This window comes from Peribacillus sp. NPDC094092 (genome assembly GCF_050279365.1).
In the GTDB taxonomy this organism is placed as follows: Bacteria; Bacillota; Bacilli; order Bacillales; family DSM-1321; genus Peribacillus.
Window position 1 is genome coordinate 521,328 of record NZ_JBNNUC010000002.1, and the last position, 20,390, is coordinate 541,717.

At 43.5% G+C, this 20,390-nt stretch carries 20 protein-coding genes; 14 read left to right on the forward strand and 6 right to left on the reverse strand.

The features are described from left to right. Positions 1 to 85 precede the first annotated feature (85 nt). Positions 86 to 1,279, forward strand: coding sequence for a nucleoside transporter C-terminal domain-containing protein (locus ACQKNS_RS11510; protein ID WP_427642976.1), 1,194 nt, complete (start codon positions 86 to 88; stop codon positions 1,277 to 1,279). A 91-nt stretch (positions 1,280 to 1,370) separates the two neighbouring features. Here the strand turns inward: ACQKNS_RS11510 and ACQKNS_RS11515 are convergent, their stop codons facing one another. The 3 genes from ACQKNS_RS11515 to ACQKNS_RS11525 all read right to left on the reverse strand — a co-directional run bounded on the left by ACQKNS_RS11515 (position 1,371) and on the right by ACQKNS_RS11525 (position 3,379). Continuing rightward, a complete protein-coding gene (locus ACQKNS_RS11515; RefSeq protein ID WP_427642978.1) occupies positions 1,371 to 2,513 on the reverse strand; it encodes a CAP domain-containing protein in 1,143 nt (380 codons plus the stop codon). Positions 2,514 to 2,552: 39 nt separating this feature from the next. Then, the gene (locus tag ACQKNS_RS11520) at positions 2,553 to 2,858 is read right to left on the reverse strand and encodes a hypothetical protein (protein WP_427642980.1); all 306 of its coding nucleotides are present in this window, start codon (positions 2,856 to 2,858) and stop codon (positions 2,553 to 2,555) included. 149 nt (positions 2,859 to 3,007) lie between these two features. Beyond that, positions 3,008 to 3,379: a winged helix-turn-helix transcriptional regulator gene (locus ACQKNS_RS11525; RefSeq protein WP_427642982.1), complete on the reverse strand. Its 372-nt coding sequence runs from the start codon at positions 3,377 to 3,379 to the stop codon at positions 3,008 to 3,010. A gap of 185 nt (positions 3,380 to 3,564) precedes the next feature. On the opposite strand from ACQKNS_RS11525, the gene ACQKNS_RS11530 reads away from it, so the two are divergent. From ACQKNS_RS11530 to ACQKNS_RS11565, 8 genes are all read left to right on the forward strand, one after another. Beyond that, positions 3,565 to 4,770 carry an MFS transporter gene (locus tag ACQKNS_RS11530; protein WP_427642984.1) on the forward strand — a complete coding sequence of 402 codons (1,206 nt, stop codon included), beginning with the start codon at positions 3,565 to 3,567 and terminating at the stop codon, positions 4,768 to 4,770. A 173-nt stretch (positions 4,771 to 4,943) separates the two neighbouring features. Beyond that, positions 4,944 to 5,786 carry an aldo/keto reductase gene (locus ACQKNS_RS11535; protein ID WP_427642986.1) on the forward strand — a complete coding sequence of 281 codons (843 nt, stop codon included), beginning with the start codon at positions 4,944 to 4,946 and terminating at the stop codon, positions 5,784 to 5,786. 197 nt (positions 5,787 to 5,983) lie between these two features. Beyond that, positions 5,984 to 7,012 (forward strand): NADH:flavin oxidoreductase/NADH oxidase, encoded by a 1,029-nt coding sequence (locus ACQKNS_RS11540; RefSeq protein WP_427642988.1) that lies wholly within the window; start codon positions 5,984 to 5,986, stop codon positions 7,010 to 7,012. A gap of 351 nt (positions 7,013 to 7,363) precedes the next feature. Then, positions 7,364 to 9,877, forward strand: coding sequence for a PEP/pyruvate-binding domain-containing protein (locus tag ACQKNS_RS11545; RefSeq protein WP_427642990.1), 2,514 nt, complete (start codon positions 7,364 to 7,366; stop codon positions 9,875 to 9,877). 42 nt (positions 9,878 to 9,919) lie between these two features. Further along, positions 9,920 to 11,254 (forward strand): MFS transporter, encoded by a 1,335-nt coding sequence (locus ACQKNS_RS11550; protein ID WP_427642992.1) that lies wholly within the window; start codon positions 9,920 to 9,922, stop codon positions 11,252 to 11,254. A gap of 114 nt (positions 11,255 to 11,368) precedes the next feature. Continuing rightward, positions 11,369 to 11,680, forward strand: a complete 312-nt coding sequence (locus ACQKNS_RS11555; RefSeq protein ID WP_034309364.1) for a rhodanese-like domain-containing protein — start codon at positions 11,369 to 11,371, stop codon at positions 11,678 to 11,680. A 269-nt stretch (positions 11,681 to 11,949) separates the two neighbouring features. Then, the gene (locus ACQKNS_RS11560) at positions 11,950 to 13,032 is read left to right on the forward strand and encodes a tartrate dehydrogenase (RefSeq protein WP_427642994.1); all 1,083 of its coding nucleotides are present in this window, start codon (positions 11,950 to 11,952) and stop codon (positions 13,030 to 13,032) included. A 63-nt stretch (positions 13,033 to 13,095) separates the two neighbouring features. Beyond that, complete coding sequence (locus ACQKNS_RS11565; protein WP_427642995.1) at positions 13,096 to 13,281, forward strand: sporulation protein Cse60; 186 nt, start codon at positions 13,096 to 13,098, stop codon at positions 13,279 to 13,281. A 103-nt stretch (positions 13,282 to 13,384) separates the two neighbouring features. Here the strand turns inward: ACQKNS_RS11565 and ACQKNS_RS11570 are convergent, their stop codons facing one another. Further along, positions 13,385 to 14,314, reverse strand: coding sequence for an SDR family oxidoreductase (locus ACQKNS_RS11570; RefSeq protein WP_427642996.1), 930 nt, complete (start codon positions 14,312 to 14,314; stop codon positions 13,385 to 13,387). Between the two features lie 63 nt (positions 14,315 to 14,377). On the opposite strand from ACQKNS_RS11570, the gene ACQKNS_RS11575 reads away from it, so the two are divergent. The 3 genes from ACQKNS_RS11575 to ACQKNS_RS11585 all read left to right on the forward strand — a co-directional run bounded on the left by ACQKNS_RS11575 (position 14,378) and on the right by ACQKNS_RS11585 (position 15,768). Next, complete coding sequence (locus ACQKNS_RS11575; RefSeq protein WP_427642997.1) at positions 14,378 to 14,632, forward strand: hypothetical protein; 255 nt, start codon at positions 14,378 to 14,380, stop codon at positions 14,630 to 14,632. Between the two features lie 241 nt (positions 14,633 to 14,873). Continuing rightward, complete coding sequence (locus tag ACQKNS_RS11580) at positions 14,874 to 15,434, forward strand: MEDS domain-containing protein (protein WP_427642999.1); 561 nt, start codon at positions 14,874 to 14,876, stop codon at positions 15,432 to 15,434. A 19-nt stretch (positions 15,435 to 15,453) separates the two neighbouring features. Further along, complete coding sequence (locus ACQKNS_RS11585) at positions 15,454 to 15,768, forward strand: MGMT family protein (protein WP_427643001.1); 315 nt, start codon at positions 15,454 to 15,456, stop codon at positions 15,766 to 15,768. Positions 15,769 to 15,892: 124 nt separating this feature from the next. On the opposite strand, the gene ACQKNS_RS11590 is transcribed toward ACQKNS_RS11585, so the two are convergent. After that, the gene (locus ACQKNS_RS11590) at positions 15,893 to 17,158 is read right to left on the reverse strand and encodes an NAD(P)/FAD-dependent oxidoreductase (protein WP_427643003.1); all 1,266 of its coding nucleotides are present in this window, start codon (positions 17,156 to 17,158) and stop codon (positions 15,893 to 15,895) included. 205 nt (positions 17,159 to 17,363) lie between these two features. Between ACQKNS_RS11590 and ACQKNS_RS11595 the strand changes: the two genes are divergently transcribed. Both ACQKNS_RS11595 and ACQKNS_RS11600 read left to right on the forward strand, forming a co-directional pair. After that, positions 17,364 to 18,965, forward strand: coding sequence for a putative polysaccharide biosynthesis protein (locus ACQKNS_RS11595; RefSeq protein WP_427643005.1), 1,602 nt, complete (start codon positions 17,364 to 17,366; stop codon positions 18,963 to 18,965). A 126-nt stretch (positions 18,966 to 19,091) separates the two neighbouring features. Continuing rightward, positions 19,092 to 19,814 carry a pseudouridine synthase gene (locus ACQKNS_RS11600; RefSeq protein ID WP_427643007.1) on the forward strand — a complete coding sequence of 241 codons (723 nt, stop codon included), beginning with the start codon at positions 19,092 to 19,094 and terminating at the stop codon, positions 19,812 to 19,814. An 85-nt stretch (positions 19,815 to 19,899) separates the two neighbouring features. Here the strand turns inward: ACQKNS_RS11600 and ACQKNS_RS11605 are convergent, their stop codons facing one another. Further along, positions 19,900 to 20,121, reverse strand: a complete 222-nt coding sequence (locus tag ACQKNS_RS11605; protein ID WP_034309346.1) for a DeoR family transcriptional regulator — start codon at positions 20,119 to 20,121, stop codon at positions 19,900 to 19,902. Between the last annotated feature and the right edge of the window lie 269 nt (positions 20,122 to 20,390).

Consider the following 20,390-nt stretch of genomic DNA (forward strand, 5'->3'; position numbering starts at 1 on the left):
TCCAGCGGCTGAAAGTGTAAAAAGGTGAGGGCTTTTTATATAAAAAAAATGAATGGGAAATAATATATCCAAAGGGGATGAAAGCATGTATTTCTTATTGAATATACTAGGTGTTTTGGTTGTAATGGGCATAGTTTACCTTTGTTCACCCAATAAAAAGAATGTTAAGTGGAAAGCCATTCTTACCTTGCTGGTTCTTGAATTACTTATCACATGGTTCATGTTATCCACTAAAATTGGGGCATGGGTCATCAATCTGATCGCTTCATTCTTCACCTGGTTGATTGAATGTGCAAATGAGGGGATTTCTTTTGTCTTTCCGTCACTAATGGCAAATGAACAAGTGGATTTCTTTTTCAGCGCATTGATGCCAATTATCTTCATTATCACGTTTTTTGATGTTTTATCGTATTTCGGTATACTTACCTGGATCATTGATAAAGTGGGTTGGCTCATCTCAAAAGTATCCGGTTTGCCAAAACTTGAGAGTTTCTTTTCGATTCAGATGATGTTCCTTGGGAATACCGAGGCACTTGCCGTACTCCGCATGCAGCTCAGTGCGATTAAGGATCAGCGTCTATTGACATTTGGAATCATGAGCATGAGCAGCATCAGTGGTTCAATCATTGGAGCCTACCTGTCCATGGTACCGGCAACCTATGTTTTTGTAGCGATCCCTTTGAACTGCTTAAATGCCCTGCTGATAGCCAACATGCTGAATCCCGTCGACGTCAGTAAAGAGGAAGACGTCGTTTATGTACCTTCTAAAGAGGAACGTAAAGATTTCTTTTCCACCATTTCCAACAGTATGCTGGTTGGGGCCAAAATGGTCTTCGTCATCATGGCAATGGTTATCGGCTATGTGGCGTTAACGGCCAGCGTAAACGGCATTTTCGGTTTCTTTGTGGATGGTTTGACCATACAAAAGATTTTCTCCGTCATTTTTAGTCCATTTGCATTCCTGCTTGGACTCTCTGGACATGATGCCATGTACGTCGCTCAATTGATGGGAATCAAGCTTGCCACGAATGAGTTCGTTGCCTTGCTCGATTTAAAAGATAAAGTCAGTACACTGTCTCCGCATACAGTTGCCGTGGCTGTCACCTATCTGACGTCATTTGCCAACTTCAGTACAGTGGGCATGATTTATGGAACATTCAATTCCATCCTAAATGATGAGAAATCGAACATTATCGGAAGGAATGTTTGGAAACTGCTGGTTAGCGGGATGGCTGTTTCCTTGATGAGTGCCATGGTCGTTGGGTTATTCGTTTGGTGATTTTAAACAAGGGCATCCATACTTATAAATGGATGCCTTTTCTTGTATGAAAAAAGCTGTGCAGGATTTTTCCATGCACAGCTTTTTTCGTTCATTTCGTCAAATAATTTTCCGTATAATATGGTTTATTTTCCTCATCGAAGGCAACTCCGACACCGAGCGATTCGAAGTCCTTCTGTAATTTGTTTTCCCTGTGGCCAATGGAATTCATTAGGCCCTCATGGGCAAAAATACTGCTGTTCTGACCGGCAGCCAGGTTTTCACCCGCCATTCGAAAAGTGATTTTGTCATCTTTCATCCGGTCGAACGGGGATTCTCCTTCAAGGTTTGTATGGTTGAAGTATTGATTCACGGCCATATCTGCACTATGGTCCTGTGCCGTGACCTTCACTCGTTTATCCCATGAAAGCACTGAGAGATCGTGATTGACCCGTGATGCATTGGTCAAATCGAATAATTGATATTCAAAGCCCTTCTTCAATTCAGGGCCGGCTTCTGCAAAATAGCCGCTCTTTTGCTTTTCGAGTTTTGCGTCGATGATTTGGATTGCCGTGACTGTATTTTTTTCATGTTTGTCATAAAAAATGGTCACATAGCTATTATCCATTTCAAACATATCGTATTCGCCGCTGTCACTTCGAATCTGGTAATAGACGTTTCCTTTAAGCAGTTTTGTTACAGGCTCCCCCATTATCCCTGTAACGGTTTCTTTGGGAGTGCCGCGTTCAATGCCTTCCTTCGAGGAAATCAAATCTTGATTCGTATATAAACCGACAACTTTATTGTTGTTATCGTAAGCAACCATGAAGAAATTTTGATAATTTTCGTGATAGGCGAACCAGTCCACGCCATATTCATTCCGCGTATTCCGCTTAGCTTCACCAGCCAATTTTTCTACATCTTCCTTCGTGTCGCCCATTTCGATATTACGGACCGAGAAGGATGCATCAGCAGGTGCCTCCAGTGCTGGTTTTTTCACTTTTCCCGTTTCCTGCGACTCTTTTTCAGAAGCGGAATCCAATGTTTCCGTCAACGAGCCAATGAGACTGCTGACTCCAGTGCTCAGTTTTTCCAAGGCTGTCGTAACCTCGGGCCCGGTAATGAAGGAACGAACATCCGTTACAAAAGCACCGACCCCCGCTTTGAATCCAGACTCCTGAATATCTTTACCATATCCATACCATAATCCAGAGAGTAGAAGTATGAGGACCACAATATTAAACAATTTCCGCAAATCGTTCACTCCTGCTCTATCCAGGATATAGAATCCCGATTAATGAAAGATCATTTGCAGCACACTTAAAACAGGCGGGGCACATAACAAAAATACTGAAGAAAGAATGAGTATTTGTGAGGCCTTTTTTGGAAGCTTTTCCTTCCCTTTTCCCGCATACCAGCCACTGAACTGAAGTTTATTTCTGTACCAGACGAATAATAAAAGCAGGATCGCAATCGTGCCTAGCCAGCCATACTGATTCACTCCGACGTTTATATATATGCCGTTTACAATCATCGAAATGATTGTCCCGGCTATCCCGAATATTAGTATGATGCGTATCAATTCTAATAAGACCCTCATATGTCACTCCTTGGTTTCACCATTATACTTCTTCATTTAGAAAATAAAAAATTTAAAGTTGTGCTTTACATATTATACCGAAAAGTAGAGAGGATAAAACGGTGTACAAAAAAAGATTAGCCGCTACGGGCTAATCTTTTTGTTTGGAATTATTTCAATGGATCATTCAATACACTTTCCTCGAGAACGGAAAACTTATCTCCATACACTCTGGTTATGTGATTTTCCCCCCACGTACATAGTGCGGACAGGATGCTTTCCAGGCTTTGCCCATACTCACTAAGTTCATATTCCACTTTAGGGGGGACTTGGTTGTAAACGATGCGATTGATGACATCGTCCTTTTCCAACTCCCTCAATTGTTGGGTCAACATTTTTTGGGTGATGTTCGGCATAAGGCGCTTCAATTCACTGGTCCGCTTTTTTCCGTGGGTCAGATGGCAGAGGATCACGCATTTCCACTTTCCGCCCATTACTTCCAGCGTCGCTTCAACTGATATATTGTATTTCTTTTTTTGCATGATTGGCATACTCTCCTTATTTTATAGGTACTAAAAGGTGCCTATATCACTTTAAAGTACGTACTATTTTTTATTTGCGTTATATCTCATAATAACATTTGCACACCGAATTCCACTGTAGTTATAAAAAAAGTTGCTAAGGCAATTTCAATGATAGTACAAAATGACAAGAAGGAGAAGAGGTTATGATTTCAAATAAAAATAGAAGTACATGGGCATTGCTGGCTTTAGCGATCAGCGCCTTTGCGATTGGAACAACAGAGTTCATCAGCGTGGGATTATTGCCACTCATTTCTAAAGATTTACACATTACAGTGACGACGGCGGGATTGACGGTATCCTTATACGCCTTGGGGGTCATGTTCGGGGCACCTATCCTGACATCCCTGACATCGAATATGTCGCGAAAGACTTTATTGCTTTGGATAATGGTCGTGTTCATTGCCGGAAATGCATTAGCGGCTTCTGCAACCACGGTCGGTGTATTATTGATCGCACGTGTCATTTCAGCGCTTGCACATGGTATCTTCATGTCAATCGGCGCGACGATTGCGGCTGATTTGGTCCCTGAGAACCGCAGGGCGAGTGCCATCGCCATCATGTTTACAGGTCTGACGGTGGCAACGGTGACCGGAGTTCCTTTTGGAACCTTCATCGGTCAGCAATTCGGCTGGAGATTCGCTTTCATCACGATTGTGGCAATCGGCTTGATTGCTTTCATCGGAAACGGCGTCCTCGTCCCATCCGATTTAAGAAAGGCTGCACGGACCACGTTCCGTGATCAAATCAAATTGGTGACGAATGGCCGATTGCTGCTAGTATTCATCATTACAGCATTAGGGTATGGAGGTACATTCGTTGTCTTCACGTACCTGTCGCCATTACTTCAGGAAGTGACAGGGTTTAAAGAAGGAACTGTGGCCTTGATTTTGTTAATATATGGAGTAGCGATAGCAATAGGAAATACCCTAGGCGGGAAATTCGCCAATCGCAATCCTATTAATGCCCTATTCTATATGTTTCTTATTCAAGCCATTGTACTTGTGGTTTTGACTTTCACGGCACCGTTTAAGATAGCCGGGTTAATTACGATCATATTAATGGGTTTGTTTGCATTCATGAATGTTCCGGGGCTTCAAGTGTATGTCGTCATGTTAGCGGAGCGTTTCGTGCCAAGTGCAGTGGACGTGGCATCGGCCATCAATATTGCCGCCTTCAATGCGGGAATAGCCATTGGTGCCTACTTAGGAGGGGTGATTACGGATTCGATCGGACTGATCCATACAGCATGGATAGGTGGTGTCATGGTGTTTGCAGCCGTGATTTTAACAGCTTGGAGCCGTGCCTTGGAAAGTAAAGACCGTGCCAAGGGAACTGACAAAATAGCATAGGATTGAAAAAGTGATGCATGTTAGAAAAAGCATGGCATGCGTTTAGGGTATCAATAACCAAGTACATTGCATCCCTTCAGCGAATGATGGAAGGTTCCTTGAAGGGATGTAATGATACTGATACTTAATCGCATTACAATCTTTAAAACAAAAAAATTTGGAGGTAAAATATAATGGTGAAAAATTTACAAGATACAACAACGTTGCATAATGGCGTTAAAATGCCTTGGTTCGGATTGGGCGTATTCAAGGTGGAAGAAGGACCGGAGTTGGTAAATGCAGTTAAAGTGGCCATTCAAAAGGGGTATCGCAGTATCGATACGGCTGCCATTTATGAAAATGAAGAAGGGGTCGGACAAGGGATCCGTGAGGGCATAAAAGAAGCCGGAATTTCCAGGGAAGACTTATTCGTAACTTCAAAAGTCTGGAATGCCGATTTAGGATATGAATCAGCAATTGCGGCTTATGAAAAAAGCTTAAAGAAACTTGGCTTGGAATACTTGGATTTATATCTTATCCATTGGCCGGTGGAAGGAAAATATAAAGAAGCCTGGAGAGCGTTGGAAACTCTTTATAAAGAAGGAAAAGTAAAAGCGATCGGTGTGAGCAATTTCCAGATTCACCATCTTAAAGATTTAATGGAGGATGCCGAAGTGAAGCCGATGGTCAATCAAGTGGAATGCCATCCGCGTTTAACTCAAAAAGAAGTTCAGGCATTCTGTAAGGAACAGGGGATACAACTTGAAGCATGGTCACCATTGATGCAAGGTGAACTTCTGGATAATGACGTTTTACAAGCGATTGCGACCAAGCATGGCAAATCAGTTGCACAAGTCATTTTGCGCTGGGATATCCAAAATGGGATTGTAACGATTCCAAAATCCACTAAAGAACATCGCATTGTAGAAAACTCATCAATATTCGATTTCGAATTGACGGAAGAGGACATGAACCAAATTGATGGTTTGAATCAGAATCACCGTGTTGGTCCAGATCCTGATAATTTCGACTTTTAATAAATATGAAGGGGAGGGAGGGGATTTCCGTCCTCCCTTTTTTTATTGGATCACCGCATTGGTGGGGATGGGAATGCTGTACCAACAGACGGTGGCGTTTACAATGAAAGATTCGGGAATCTGATTAGTTGACACAGTATGAATCAGATGATATAAATGCATGTGCATGCATTATATAAAAAAGGAGATAAAAAATTATGAATGATTTATTTTCACCTTATCGCATAAAAGAACTTGAACTTAAAAATAGGATCGTCATGCCGCCGATGTGCCAATACTCCGTCGAAGCGGAAGATGGTATACCAACAAACTGGCACCAGCAGCATTATGTAAGCAGGGCAGTTGGCGGCACGGGATTGATTATCGTGGAAATGACCGATGTGGAGCCTGATGGGCGCATTTCGAATCGTGATCTTGGATTATGGTCCGACGACCAAATTGGAGCTTTCTCCAACATCGTTAAGGAAGTTCATCAATACGGTGCAAAAATCGGGATACAAATTGCCCATGCAGGCCGTAAAGCGGAGGATGCCGAAACTCCGGTGGCACCATCAGCCATTGCGTTTGATGAAACGTTCAAAACGCCAAGAGCTTTAGAAACGGAAGAAGTGAAGGAAATGGTCGATAAATTCCGGGCATCTGCCAGAAGGGCTGTTCAGGCAGGATTTGACGTAATCGAATTACATGGTGCACACGGATATTTAATCCACCAATTCACATCACCGCTTACGAATAAACGTGAAGATGAATATGGAAAAGACCTGACCAAATTCGGAGTGGAAGTCATTAAAGCAGTGAAAAGCGAAATGCCTGCCGACATGCCTTTAATTATGCGCATTTCTGCAAAAGAGTATGTTGAAGGCGGATATGGCATAGAGGAAAGCATTGCCTTTTCACAAGTCTTTAAAGAAGCAGGCGTCGATATGTTCCATGTAAGCTCCGGAGGAGAAGGCCCGATTGGAGCAGACGGAAGACCTGGTACGCATGCTAGCTATCAAACTCCGTTGGCGAGGGAAATCAAAAAAGCTTTGGATATTCCCGTAATTGCTGTCGGTCGATTAGATGATCCGATTCTAGCCAATTCAATCATTGGCAATGAAGAAGCCGATTTGGTTGCCGTCGGCAGAGGGATGCTGCGAAATCCTTATTGGGCATTGGAAGCATCTAAAGCTTTGAATATAAAAACGGAGATCCCTAAACAATATCAACTGGGATTCAAGCATTGATATGGATTTTAAAACCGCCGGCGAATGGTAGATTCGCCGGCGGTTTTTCATTCCGGCACCATTGTGACTATTGTAGGGATTATTCGAAGTGATTGGATTTAATGTATTTACTTAATAAATGTAAATAAATATAAAATTGAATAGTTTGTTGCATTTTTGCCGATCGATCATCCGGAAGAATGGCAATAAAGCCCTAAGAATCATTGCGGGGCAATGCCCATCATGAAATTTAATGTAAGCCTTTTCATATGAAATCTAACAGGATTTACATTATGGTTAAGAGTGGGAAATATACCTATAAATGGGTAGAACCCAATCTTGGTTATTCGACGTGATGGAAGGGGAGCGAATATGTATACAGAGCGATTTGAAAATGCTGCAGAGTCCAATGAAATCGTAGGGGGAAAAGCTTTACATTTAATTAAAATGAAGAAGTTGGGCATGCCCGTGCCAAATGGGTTTGTCATTTGCAATGATTCATTTATGCACTTTGTGGAAAGAAATGAACTGGACTTACAAAGTGAAGCCATCCAGGCCGGGATTATGGAAGCGAGCATCCCGGATGATTTGTCGAACATCCTGTTGAGCTCTTTTCATGAGCTGCGGGAAGACTTTGCTTCAGTGGCAGTCCGTTCCTCCTCGGGTGCAGAAGACCTGGAAGGGGCATCCTTTGCCGGTCAGTATGAAACATACCTGAATGTTAAAACGGATGAAGAATTCCTATCAAGGGTAAAGAGCTGCTGGGCCTCCTGTTTTGAGAACCGGGTTCGGCAATATACCGAAACCATTCATGAAAATGTTGAAAAAATATCATTGGGCGTTGTGGTCCAAGGTCTGATACATTCAGATGTTTCAGGAGTGATTTTCAGCCAGGACCCCGTTACATACAATCCAGATCATATAGTGATAAATGCCAGTTATGGGCTCGGGGAGGCGGTGGTATCTGGTATCGTAACACCCGATACCTATTTGGTTAGACGTGATGGCACGAAGGTCGAGAAAATCAAGGGCCGCAAAGAACTGAAGATCGTTTCCGGTTCCACAGGCACGTTAGAAGCGGAAACCACAAAAGCGGAACAGGATGCATATTGCCTCAATGATGCGCTGCTTGCACAATTGATCGAATTGACACTGGAGGTGGAGAAGCACTATGGACATCCTGTCGATTTGGAATTCGCCATTCAAGCTCAAAAGGTATACCTTTTGCAAGCCCGCCCGATTACAACAGTGATCGAAGACGCTGAAGGCATTCCAGAAGCAAGGAAAGAATTTATTTTGGATCGGACTGATAAGGATGACTTTTGGTTTTTGATCGATTCAAGATTTCCCGATCCAATTTCCCCCTTATTCGCATCCATATTCACCCGACCATTTTATCAAGGAATGGCGAAAGCGACAGAGGAACTCAGGGACCCGTCGGGATACATCCAAATGAAAGTCCATAACGGGTATTATTACGGAAAGCAAATCCAACTTAAAACGGACCCACAGCAATTATTCATGGAAAACGAAAAGCTTATGGAGAACTTGTATCCAGATCTGACGAACAGGATGCATGATATCATCCATGATCATTTACTGCCAATCTATCGATATATGGATGAAGAAGCTTCGAAGGAATTCACGGCAGCCAAAGCCATAAGAGGGTTGGGAGAGTTAGAAGGTTTTTTCAAAGAGGTCTATTACTGGCATTTCATGATCGTCCTTCCGCATGCGAGTATTACGATTAAACTTGAACGGCTATTCCAAAGCTTGCTGGACACCGAACCACTCCATGAACTCTACCAATCCATGGCTGGAGTGATGAATAAGTCTTTGGAGTCCGATCGAATACTGTGGCAATTATCTTTGAAAGCGAAGGATGAACCACAGTTGCTGAAGGCGGTCATGGATGCTGATGAAGGAAATATATCCAGGGGCCTGAGCGCGTTTGGGAAAGGGAAGGATTTTCTGGAACGTGTTGATCATTTCATCAATGTGTACGGATACAGATGTCTTAAGGCACATGATTTCGTTGGGGAGACCTGGATTGAAAATCCTGAGCATGTCCTGCAAATCATTAGGAATTTCATCATCAATGGATATGATTTCGATAAAGAATTCGAAACGGCAGTAGCTGACGGGAAACGGATATACCAAAGGTTTTTAAATGGAATTGAGGATTCCGCTGAGCGGGACGCATTTAAAAAATATTACCAGATGGTCTTGGATGCTGCTGTAATCACGGATGATCATCATTTTTATATTGATGCCATGTTCGATGCAAAGGCACGTTTATACTTATTGAAAGTTAGTGAGCTTTTAGTTGAACAGAACGTACTGGATGACGCAGAAGATATTTGGTTTTTATATAAAGATGAGATCATATCCGCTTTGGATGCCCCCCACACTTTAAGGGAAACGGTATTGGAAAGGAAAAGGCAATATGATTTGCAGGGTAAAATGAAAACGCCATCATTTTTTGGCAACCCTACGGATGAAGAGCGTGCTTTCGTGGAAATGGTGTTTGGCTCATTGGAAGAAAACAAGGGAAATACGGCGAGTACGATTAAAGGAATTTCAGCATCCAGAGGAATTTGCGAAGGGAAAGTCAAGGTGATATCGGGTATGCATGAAGCCTCTAATTTTAAAAAAGGAGATATTCTGGTCTGCAGGAGCACGACACCAGTCTGGACGTCCTTTTTCCAGGATGCAAAAGCAATCATTACCGATACAGGCGGCATGCTGTCCCATTCTGCGATCATTGCCAGGGAATATCGGATTCCGGCAGTGTTAGGGACAAAAATAGGAACGGAGCGCTTAAAAGATGGAGATCGTGTCATTGTCGATGGGAATACGGGAACCGTTACGATTATCGATGGATGAGCCAATGGAACATAGTGTTGTTTTAAGGACCGAGGTGAAAGAATGAGCAGACAGAAAGAATTCCTGATGATTATTTTTACTTTAATGGCAGCGTTTCTCGTACCGATCAATTCAACGATGATTTCGATAGCACTGGGCTCGATTTCAGACTTTTACGGTTTGGATATTCACAGTGTCACTTTGGTCGTCACCATCTATCTCATTGTAATGGCCGTTACCCAGCCTATTGCGGGTAAACTTGGGGATTTATATGGCAATCGGAAAATCTATATAATTGGCATATTACTATTCCTTGCTGCCTCGATTGGATGCGGCCTTGCACCAAATATAGGCATGCTTGTCGCTTTTCGGTCACTGCAGGCCATAGGGGGCGGATTGCTGATCCCGAATGTCGTTGCCCTTATCCGACAGACCGTTTCACGTGAGCGGCTACCGGGGGTGTTGGGATTTTTCGGATTGGGAATGGGGCTGGGAGCGGCAGTTGGTCCATTGATAGGATCGTTTTTGATAGCTGTATCCAGTTGGAAAGCGATATTCTGGGTTAACGTCCCTTTTTTATTGGGTGCACTTACCGGAGGCATTTTTCTTTTGCCAAAACTGCAGAAAAAGCATTCCCGGCAGCCATTGGACGTTATCGGTTCCATTTATTTAGCCGTTACGATCACTTTATTGATTACTTTGACTCATGCAGAATCAACGTCGATGTACATCGTACTCGGTTTGGGGGTCCTCCTATTTCTGGGATTATTCGTACGGAAAGAACGATCTGTCCCATCCCCGATTATAGACTTTAGCTTATTTAAGAGTCCTATATTCGTGAATGCCAATTTATCTGTATTGATCAATAATTTCACGATGTACGCGATTTTGTTGGTCATGCCGCTTATCATGACCACAAAAATGGATATTTCGGCCTCCATGAGCGGTGTCATGTTATCACTGTTCTCCATTTCAATGGCATTAAGCAATATGATAGGCGGACAGCTTAATCGGAAATACCCTTCGGAAAAAGTCATATTCCTTTCATTCGCCATCACGGTGTTAACGAATCTATTACTCTTATTCGTGATCCAATTCCAGTCGCTTCTGTATCTAGCCATTACACTCATCGTGAATGGGTTGGCAATCGGTTTAGGGCTTACAAGCATGCAGGTCGCTTCCCTGGAAGCGGTGGAAGAATCAGCATCAGGCTCGGCTTCGGGAATCTTTTCGACCTTTCGATATTTTGGGAGTATCCTTTCATCTACATTGATAGGAATCATCGCCAATTATTCGATCCTTTTCGGTATCCTGATAGCGGCGGCAGTGTTAGGAGCCATATTAACCAGGATGGTTTTTAGAAGCAATAAAAATTTCGGTGTGGAAGATCATTTCTGAAAATAAATGGATGGCATGAGGGAATTTTCATCAGCGAATCCATTATGTGATGTTTAACTGGAAATTTTGCTATAATGAAAAAGATAAATCAAACGATAATTCGAGGTGCTAATTATGGAAGAAATCAAAATCATTACAACTGAAGAAGTGGAAGCGAAGCTTGAGGCAGGCGAAGCGATGGAACTTGTCGATGTTCGTGAAGACGAAGAAGTGCAAGAGGGAATGATCGAAGGCGCGAAACATATTCGCATGAATGATATCCCGGCGAACCTTGACTATTTTGATAAAGAAAAAGAATATATTTTTATTTGCCGTTCAGGACGCCGAAGTGAAAATGTATGCCATTATCTTCAGGAACAAGGATATAAAGTGGCAAACATGGTTGGCGGGATGCTTGAGTGGGACGGCGAAGTCATTGTTAAGTGAGGTTCTTCAAAAAGACCTGTTACTTTTGTAAGCGTAAATCCAAGAATGTGACGGCTTATTTGAATGAAGAAAGAAAAAAGATCATGGTTTGTTCACAGTGCCGTGAATATGCGGAAAGACGAGCATATTTGAAGGCGTGAAAAAAAGAGCCCTTTCATCTTGAAAGGGCTCTTTTTTTATGAATGGACCTCCCCCTGATGGAAAGTGAAAATTATATGTTAAAATTAGGATGCTGAAATCAGAAAATATAGAAAAAGGAGAGTGGAAGAATGAATGTTCATAAAATAGCGGTCATTGCAGGTGACGGCATTGGCCCTGAAGTGATTAATGAGGGTGTAAAGGTACTTAAAGAAGTGGCTGCAACTGCCGGGGATTTTTCTTTCGAGTTCACCTATTTTCCATGGGGCTGTGAATATTACCTTGAGCACGGCAAAATGCTGCCCGACGACGGGCTGGAACAACTGATGAAGTTTGACGCCGTGTATCTTGGGGCTGTCGGTTATCCTGGTGTCCCGGACCATATTTCTTTACGTGAACTTCTGCTGAAAATCAGAAAGGGATTTGACCAATATGTGAATGTTCGACCGGTTAAATTGCTTCAAGGTGCACCTTGTCCCTTAAAAGATGTGACCCGTGACCAAATCGATATGGTTGTCATCCGTGAAAACAGTGAAGGGGAATATTCTGGTGCCGGCGATTGGCTTTTTAAAGGCAAGCCGGAGGAAGTGGTACTGCAGACGGGAGTCTTTTCCCGAAAAGGAACGGAGAGGATCATCCGTTATGCGTATGAACTGGCACGTAAGACGGGCAGGACGCTAACGAGCATAAGCAAGGCGAACGCATTGAATTATTCAATGGTTTTTTGGGATCAGGTTTTTGAAGAAATTGGACAGGAGTATCCGGAAGTAGAAACGAATTCCTATCTGGTCGATGCCGCAAGCATGTATTTTGTCAAACAGCCCGAACGCTTCCAAATCGTCGTCACCTCCAATTTATTCGGTGACATCATCACGGATTTAGGAGCTGCCATTGCAGGCGGGATGGGACTGGCGGCGGGTGCCAATTTAAACCCGGAACGGATTTATCCCTCGATGTTCGAACCGATTCATGGATCAGCCCCGGATATAGCACATCAAGGCATCGCCAATCCACTAGCGGCCATATGGTCCGCCAGCCAGATTCTCGATTTCTTTGGGCATGAGATTTGGGGTGCAAAGGTTTTGGAGGTGATCGAACAGGTGATGGTCGATAAAAAGGCACTGACTCCTGATATGGGCGGGGCAGCTTCTACAGAAGAAGTCGGGGATGAAGTTGTTGCAATCTTATCCGCGTTACAAACAAATCAAGTATAAATATCATGAAAAATGGGCATCCTGCACAATAACTATCATTATAGTAAAAGGGCGGGAGAGCCGATGATACAAGTCAAATTATTTGATTATGAGCATGAAAAGGATCTAGAAGATGAAATGAACTTTTTCCTTGAAGACATTCGCGAGAATCAAATCGTCGACATCAAATATAATGTAGCCACTACAGGTGAAGAGGAAGAGGAACAGATTTACTGTTTCAGTGCGATGATCATTTATAAGAAAAAATAGAGGCCGGCCGGCAAGGCCATATCATTCATAAAAGACTACCTATTGCTGCAAGGCGGGCAATCCAAGGTAGTCTTTTTTTCGTGACTCCCAGGGAGGGGCATATTTACGACGATGTCGCTTCCCCGCCGTTGACATGAAGTGTTTGTCCTGTCACAAAACGGGAATCATCAGAAGCGAGATAGACAAAGGTGGGGGCCAGTTCGAATGGCTGGCCTTGACGCTCCATCGGGTTATCGACTTGTGTCACTTCGTCTTCCGAGAAACTTGCCGGGATGAGCGGTGTCCAAAACCTCCCGGGAGCAATGGCGTTCACCCGGATGCCTTGATCGACAAGATTGTTTGCCAATGCACGGGTAAAACCAATATTGGCCCCTTTAGTCGCCGTGTAATCAATTAATTGCCTATTCCCATTAAACGTCACGACAGAAGATGTATTAATGATGGAGGACCCAGCTTTTAAATGGGGAAGGGCAGCACGGGTCGTATAGAAGTGGGAATAGATATTGACTTTAAAGGTATCATCGAATTGTTCATCCCTAATATCAAGCAAGCTTAATTGCTGAAATTGAATACCCACGTGGATACAGAGAATATCGAGCTTTCCAAATGTTTCGATGGTGTCTTCCACGATATGGATGCATTGCTGCTTATCCCTTAAGTCACCAGGCAGCAGTATGCAACGTTGTCCAAGTTCTTCAATTCTCGTTTTAGTCCGATTGGCATCCTCATGTTCATCCAAATAAGCGATGGAAACATCTGCACCTTCTTTAGCAAAAGCGATGGCAGCCGCAGCGCCAATCCCACTGTCTCCGCCAGTTATCAATGCGACCTTCCCGGTTAGTTTCCCGCTGCCCGTGTAATTGGAATTTTCAATGATGGGCCGGGGCACCATTAATTTTTCTACACCAGGTTGGCGGAATTGGCGTTGCTCAGGAACCGTGATGGGAACGTCTTGATAACGGGTGATCTTTCCATAATTCGGATGCATGGGATAGCTTTTATCGGGTGATTTCGTTTTCTTATCTTCTGCCATGAGGGGTCCTCCTAAAAAAGAATTCAGTCGGATTACTTTATGATGATCGGGTATATGCCGTGCATGAAGAACATGTATGCGTACGGGCTCGTTGCCGTGCAGCGCGAATATGCTGAAGGGGAGAAAAAAGTTTTTGGAGGCCTCAATATGCCCTATTATTATAGCGAAGAAGTGAAGTTATTATTGGTCGAACAATCAGATGAAAAAGTGGAGTTGTTATATGATTCCAATCCGAATACCTTTGAATTGCCGCTTATCGGACCAAGACCGCCATATTATTATAACCCGCGGTATGTGCCGTATTATCCCGTGATTTAAGGGTGAACATCAAAAGGGAAAATTCATGAAGAATGAAGTCCGCTGAATGGGCTGCCTTGGTCTTTCAATGAGTGGACTACATGCAGCCTCTCAATTCGACTCAACGAAATTCCCGGGTAAAACAGATGGCATTAGGGAAAAATGACTATATTCTTCTATGAATTTTACAAATACGGAGATAATGGTTAAAGTTATACATAATACATAGTGCGGACTGGTGTATTTGAAGGAGAGAACCATTTTGGATAATAACATGTTACAACTACTAGAAAATATACAGCAATCGGATGGTGGCCATATTTTATACTGTTTTAATGAATTGGAAGCCTACATTGAAAGTGAGGCGACGTTCATCATTGCCGGTGTTGAACAGGGAGACCATATCCTGGTCGTCGAAAATGACCGTATCTTTCCTTTCGTGTATAAGAAATTGCAGCTTCATTTAAATGAAGAGCAATTGGAACATGTGCATCTTATGAATAATTTTGATTTTTATTGTTTTCATGGAGACTTCCATCCTTCGACGATGGTGAATTATTTCTTGGAAAATATCGATATCTACACTAAACGCAATCAGCATGTGCGGACTTGGGGCCATGTTGAATGGGGCCATGACGATCAAGTCAGTTTAGCGATAGGCGAATATGAAAAAGGAATCGACAAACTGATCAAGGAACGTGGTTTGATTTCCGTTTGTGCATACGATGACTGCAGATTGCCTGCTGAATTTAAAACAAACTTGATCAAGCATCATGGGGTGCTGATAACCGATGAAAAAATTACGATGTTAGCAAACGGATAGAATAAAAGGGGCGAGTTATTTGGAAAGTTTTACTGAACGGGTAATTACCATCATACAGCATATCCCTTCCGGTAAAGTGATGACATATGGTCAAATTGGACAGCTCGCCGGCAGTCCGCGCGGTGCAAGGCAGGTCGTAAGGATCCTTCATTCAAGCAGCAAAAAACATGACCTTCCTTGGCATCGGGTAATCAATGCCAAGGGAGAAATCGGCATAAAAGCGGAGGGCGCCGCAGAACACCAGAAGGCGATGCTCGAGAGTGAAGGCATCATATTCACGGGACGGAATACCATTGACCTCGAAGCTTTTCGCTATCATCCAGAAATATTTTAAACGGGAAAGCCGGATAAAAGAGGCGGAGCAGGTGCGGACGAAAAAACGGCGGGACGGTGCAAATAAAGGACTTGCGAAACCATTAAAAGAGGCTGATCCAAGCGGATCAGCCTCTTTTTAGGAATTATGAACGGGCATACATGGCAGCATTCATGCCTGCGAGCCTTCCGGTTACTAATGCCGATGTGATATTATAGCCGCCTGTGTATCCGTGTATATCCAGGATTTCACCGCAGAAATACAGTCCGTCCATCAGTTTGGATGCCATTTCTTTTGGGTGTATTTCTTTGACGGATACGCCGCCGCCCGTGACGAAGGCTTTTTCTAGCGGCTGGGTGCCGTGTACTCCGAATTGGAAGTCCTTGCATAGTTCTGCAAAGCGGCGGATTTTTTCATTTGATATCGTCGCTCCTTGTTCTTGAAGGTCGATGCCGCTTCGCTCAAGCAGAAAGTGAAGGTATCGTTCAGGAACTAAGCCTTTTAAGGTATTTTTAATGGCTTTTTTCGGTTCGGCCTTGATTTCCTTCATGATGTCTTGAAAGACCTCTTCCTTGTTTCGGTCCGGCAGGGCATCGAGTTTCATTGTGACTTCCGGCAGGTTCCATTTTTTCATCGCTTTCACGACGAATTGGCTGCATCTTAGGACAGCTGGTCCGGAGACGCCAAAATGGGTGAAGAGCATATCCATTCGGTGAGTGATCAGGGCCTTGCCCTTTGGGTTAAGGACACTCAATGAAACATCGCGAAGTGCGAGACCTTGGAGTGTTCGATCTTTAATGAATGTTTCATGGCTAAGTACGGGAACTTCAGTTGGGAACAGTTCCGTAATCGTATGCCCCGCCTTCTTAGCCCATGCGTAGCCGTCCCCGGTTGAACCGGTGTGGGGAACCGATTTCCCGCCGACTGCAATCACGACTGCATCTGTATCAATGGTCTGTCCATCTTTTAACCGGACACCGCTTGTTTTTCCATGTTCATAGAGAACTTCCGCTACTGGAGAGTTCTTATAGATCTTTACTTTTAAAGTAGACAGGCGCGTCAGAAGGGCATCCACGACACTTTGCGCTTTATCGTTGACAGGAAACATCCGGCCATGGTCCTCTTCTTTAAGCGCCACGCCCAATTTTTCAAAGAATTGAATAATGTCTTCATTATTGAACTCTGAGAAAGCACTGTATAGAAATCGCCCGTTTCCAGGGATATGCTGAATGATTTCATCGATTGAGAGCCTGTTCGTCACGTTGCAGCGTCCGCCGCCAGAGATGGCTAGCTTCCTGCCAAGCTTCTCGCCCTTATCCACTAACAAGACATGGGCCCCTTTTTCCCCGGCAGCTATTGCTGCCATCAATCCGGAAGGACCGCCGCCAATTACCACTACATCATATTTCAAATTGATCACCACTTTATCATTTTCAGTCCCTTCATTATATAGCAAGAGCCTGTCAGATTGCGAATGTAGAAAAAAAGGAATTATTTGTTTGTGTATTATCTTCGAAAACGATAAACTTGAGTGTAGTTTTCTATAGAAAAAATCCTTTAATATGATAAGATAAAGAGCGTGTGAAACGTAACTGACAGAGGCAGGAAGGGATTAGATGTCATCTAAGTTTTTAAAAGGGGCTTTTATATTAACGCTGGGAGCGATCATTTCCAAGGTACTTGGTTTATTTTACGTCATCCCATTTGAACATATGGTTGGGAATAAAGGGGCTACCCTCTACCAATATGGGTACGTTCCGTATACCATTTTCATTAGCTTTGCAACGGCAGGCATGCCGCTTGCTGTTTCAAAATTCATTTCGAAGTATAATGCGCTCGAGGAATACGCCGTAGGTGAGAAATTATTTAAATCAAGCCTGAAATTAATGCTTGTCACCGGTTTTCTTGCTTTTTTGATTCTCTATACGATGGCACCGATGTTCACTGGAGTCTTTGGGGTCAGGCAGGAAGATGTCCGGGATGTCACGGAGATCATACGGGCAGTCAGCTTCGCCTTGATTTTTGTACCGTTCATGAGCATCATCCGCGGTTTCTTTCAAGGTCATGAAGCGATGGAACCAACGGCCATATCTCAGGTTATCGAACAAATTGTCCGCATCGTGTTCCTTTTGGCCGGTGTGTATGTTGTGTTGAATGTCCTGGATGGAGAGTTAGTGAGAGCCATCCAAATGGCTACCTTCGCGGCGACGGTCGGGGCTGTCGGCGGTTTAGTGGTGCTATTTTGGTATTGGAAAAAACAAAAACCACATTTGGACAGCTTGATGAAGAAAGACCGGGGGACGATGGACATCTCCCTGAAGGAGATCTATAAAGAAATATTTCTATCGTCGATTCCTTTCATATTCGTCGGGATCGCGATGCCATTGTTTCAGTTTGCGGACCTATTGTCATTCAATAAGGCGATGTCGTCCATCGGGTTGCAGCATGTCGCAGAAGATGCCCTTGGGGTGTTGAATGTATATGCCCAAAAGCTTGTCTTGATTCCGATGACACTTGCAACCGGGTTTTCAATGGCGCTTCTCCCTTCGGTGACGAAGGCATATGTAAGCGAGGATTCGGAAGAGCTAAACCGCCAGCTGAACCAAGCTTTCCAAATTTTGTTGTTCATTACGATTCCAGCGGTCGTTGGCATGTCAGTGCTAGCCGATCCGATCTATAGTGCCTTTTACAGCCATGATCCACTTGGAATCAGTGTTCTGAAGGCATATGCGCCCGTTTCCATCTTGTTTGCGCTTTTTTCCGTTTCGGCGGCCATTTTACAAGGGATCAATCAGCAAAAGTATACGGTGCTCAGCCTGCTTGTGGGCTTTTTGATCAAATTGAGCCTGAATATCCCCTTGATCAAGTTATTTGAAACGGAAGGATCCGTTTATGCTACGGCATTCGGCTACTTGGCTGCTGTGCTGCTGAATTTGTATGTCATTACCTACTTTACTGGATATCGTTATAGCCTAACCATCAGAAGATCTGTTCTGATCACCGTTTTTTCAATAGTAATGGGACTGGCTGCATGGGGCATGAACAGTTTATTATCGCTGTGGCTTACAACGGAAGGGCGGTTCCAGGCGATTTTGATCGTGGCCGTTTGTGCAATTTTTGGGGCGCTCATTTATGCGGCGCTTTCCTTGAAAAGCAAACTTGCACACCGTTTGTTCGGTGCCCGGATCGATCGGTTAAAATCTAAATTAGGTTTATAAGCTGGAAGTTTGATGTGTAAAAAAAAGGGTATTGAATGGTGAATCCCCAGATTTGAATTATTTATTGGCCTTGCCTTTCATTAAAGTGGGCAAGGCTTTTTACGGAAAAGGCTTTAGGAGGACACGATGAGAATTGATAAGATTTTATCCAATATTGGTTATGGCAGCAGGAAAGAAGTGAAAAAGCTCCTGAAATCCGGCGCCGTCAAGGTCAATGACAGGCTGCTCAAGGACCCGAAGGAACAAGTGGACCCTGATACGGAAATCGTGACGGTTCATGGTGAACGGGTTGAATACAGGGAATTCATCTATTTAATGATGAATAAACCGCCAGGCGTATTGTCGGCAACGGAAGACAACTACCAAGAAACAGTCATCGACATCTTGGAGCCGGAAGATTCGGTATTCGAGCCATTTCCTGTAGGCCGTCTTGATAAGGACACAGAAGGTTTATTGCTGATCACGAATGACGGAAAGCTTGCCCACCAACTGCTTTCCCCGAAGAAACATGTCCATAAAACATATTTCGCGGTCATTGATGGCGAAGTGACGGAACGGGATATCGAGGCATTCCGTAACGGAGTGACCTTGGATGATGGGTACGAAACAAAACCAGGTGAATTGAACATTTTAAAATCAGGTCTGACATCGGATATCGAGCTGACGATCATGGAAGGGAAGTTCCATCAGGTGAAGCGGATGTTTGAAGCAGTTGGCAAACGTGTCGTCTACCTAAAGCGTCTTTCCATGGGGAGCCTACAGCTTGATGAGGATCTTGAGCTTGGTGAATACCGTGAGTTGACGGCGGAGGAGCTTGAACAGTTAAAGGCGGGCCAACCGGCTGAATGATAGATGCACAAAAAATGAGGCGGACAAAAATTGTCCGCCTCAAAGTATTTTACATATCGATCTTGTGTTCGGGTGGTCGTTCTTTTTACGATGACATCTTCACCTTTTTACTTGTTGTCGTCCAAAGGCCTCGGCTTGGGCTTTGAACAAGGTCATTGTATGCTAAGACATTTAAATCGCGCTGCACAGTTCGAGGAGTGATGCCAAATTCTTCTACAAGCTCTTGAGTAGAAACCGTACCGTTATTACTAATGAACATATAAACGGATTTAATACGGGTTAACATGCGATTTGTTGAAGGTTTCAAAAAATCACTCCTTATTCTTTTCATTGTTATTTTGAACAAATGAAAACAACCGATATGTCGGACAGCATTTCAGCTGTCACTATGTACTTGCTATACCCACCCTATAACTCCTCGGAAACATTTAGAAAAAATAAGATGTCATTAGCTTCATTCTACCCCTTTGCAAAAGCAAATTCTAGGAAAAGATACTAATTGACTAAATATTACATTTATTATATCGAATTTTAACAAAAGTATTCTTTATACATATACAAAATTAATAAAGAGTC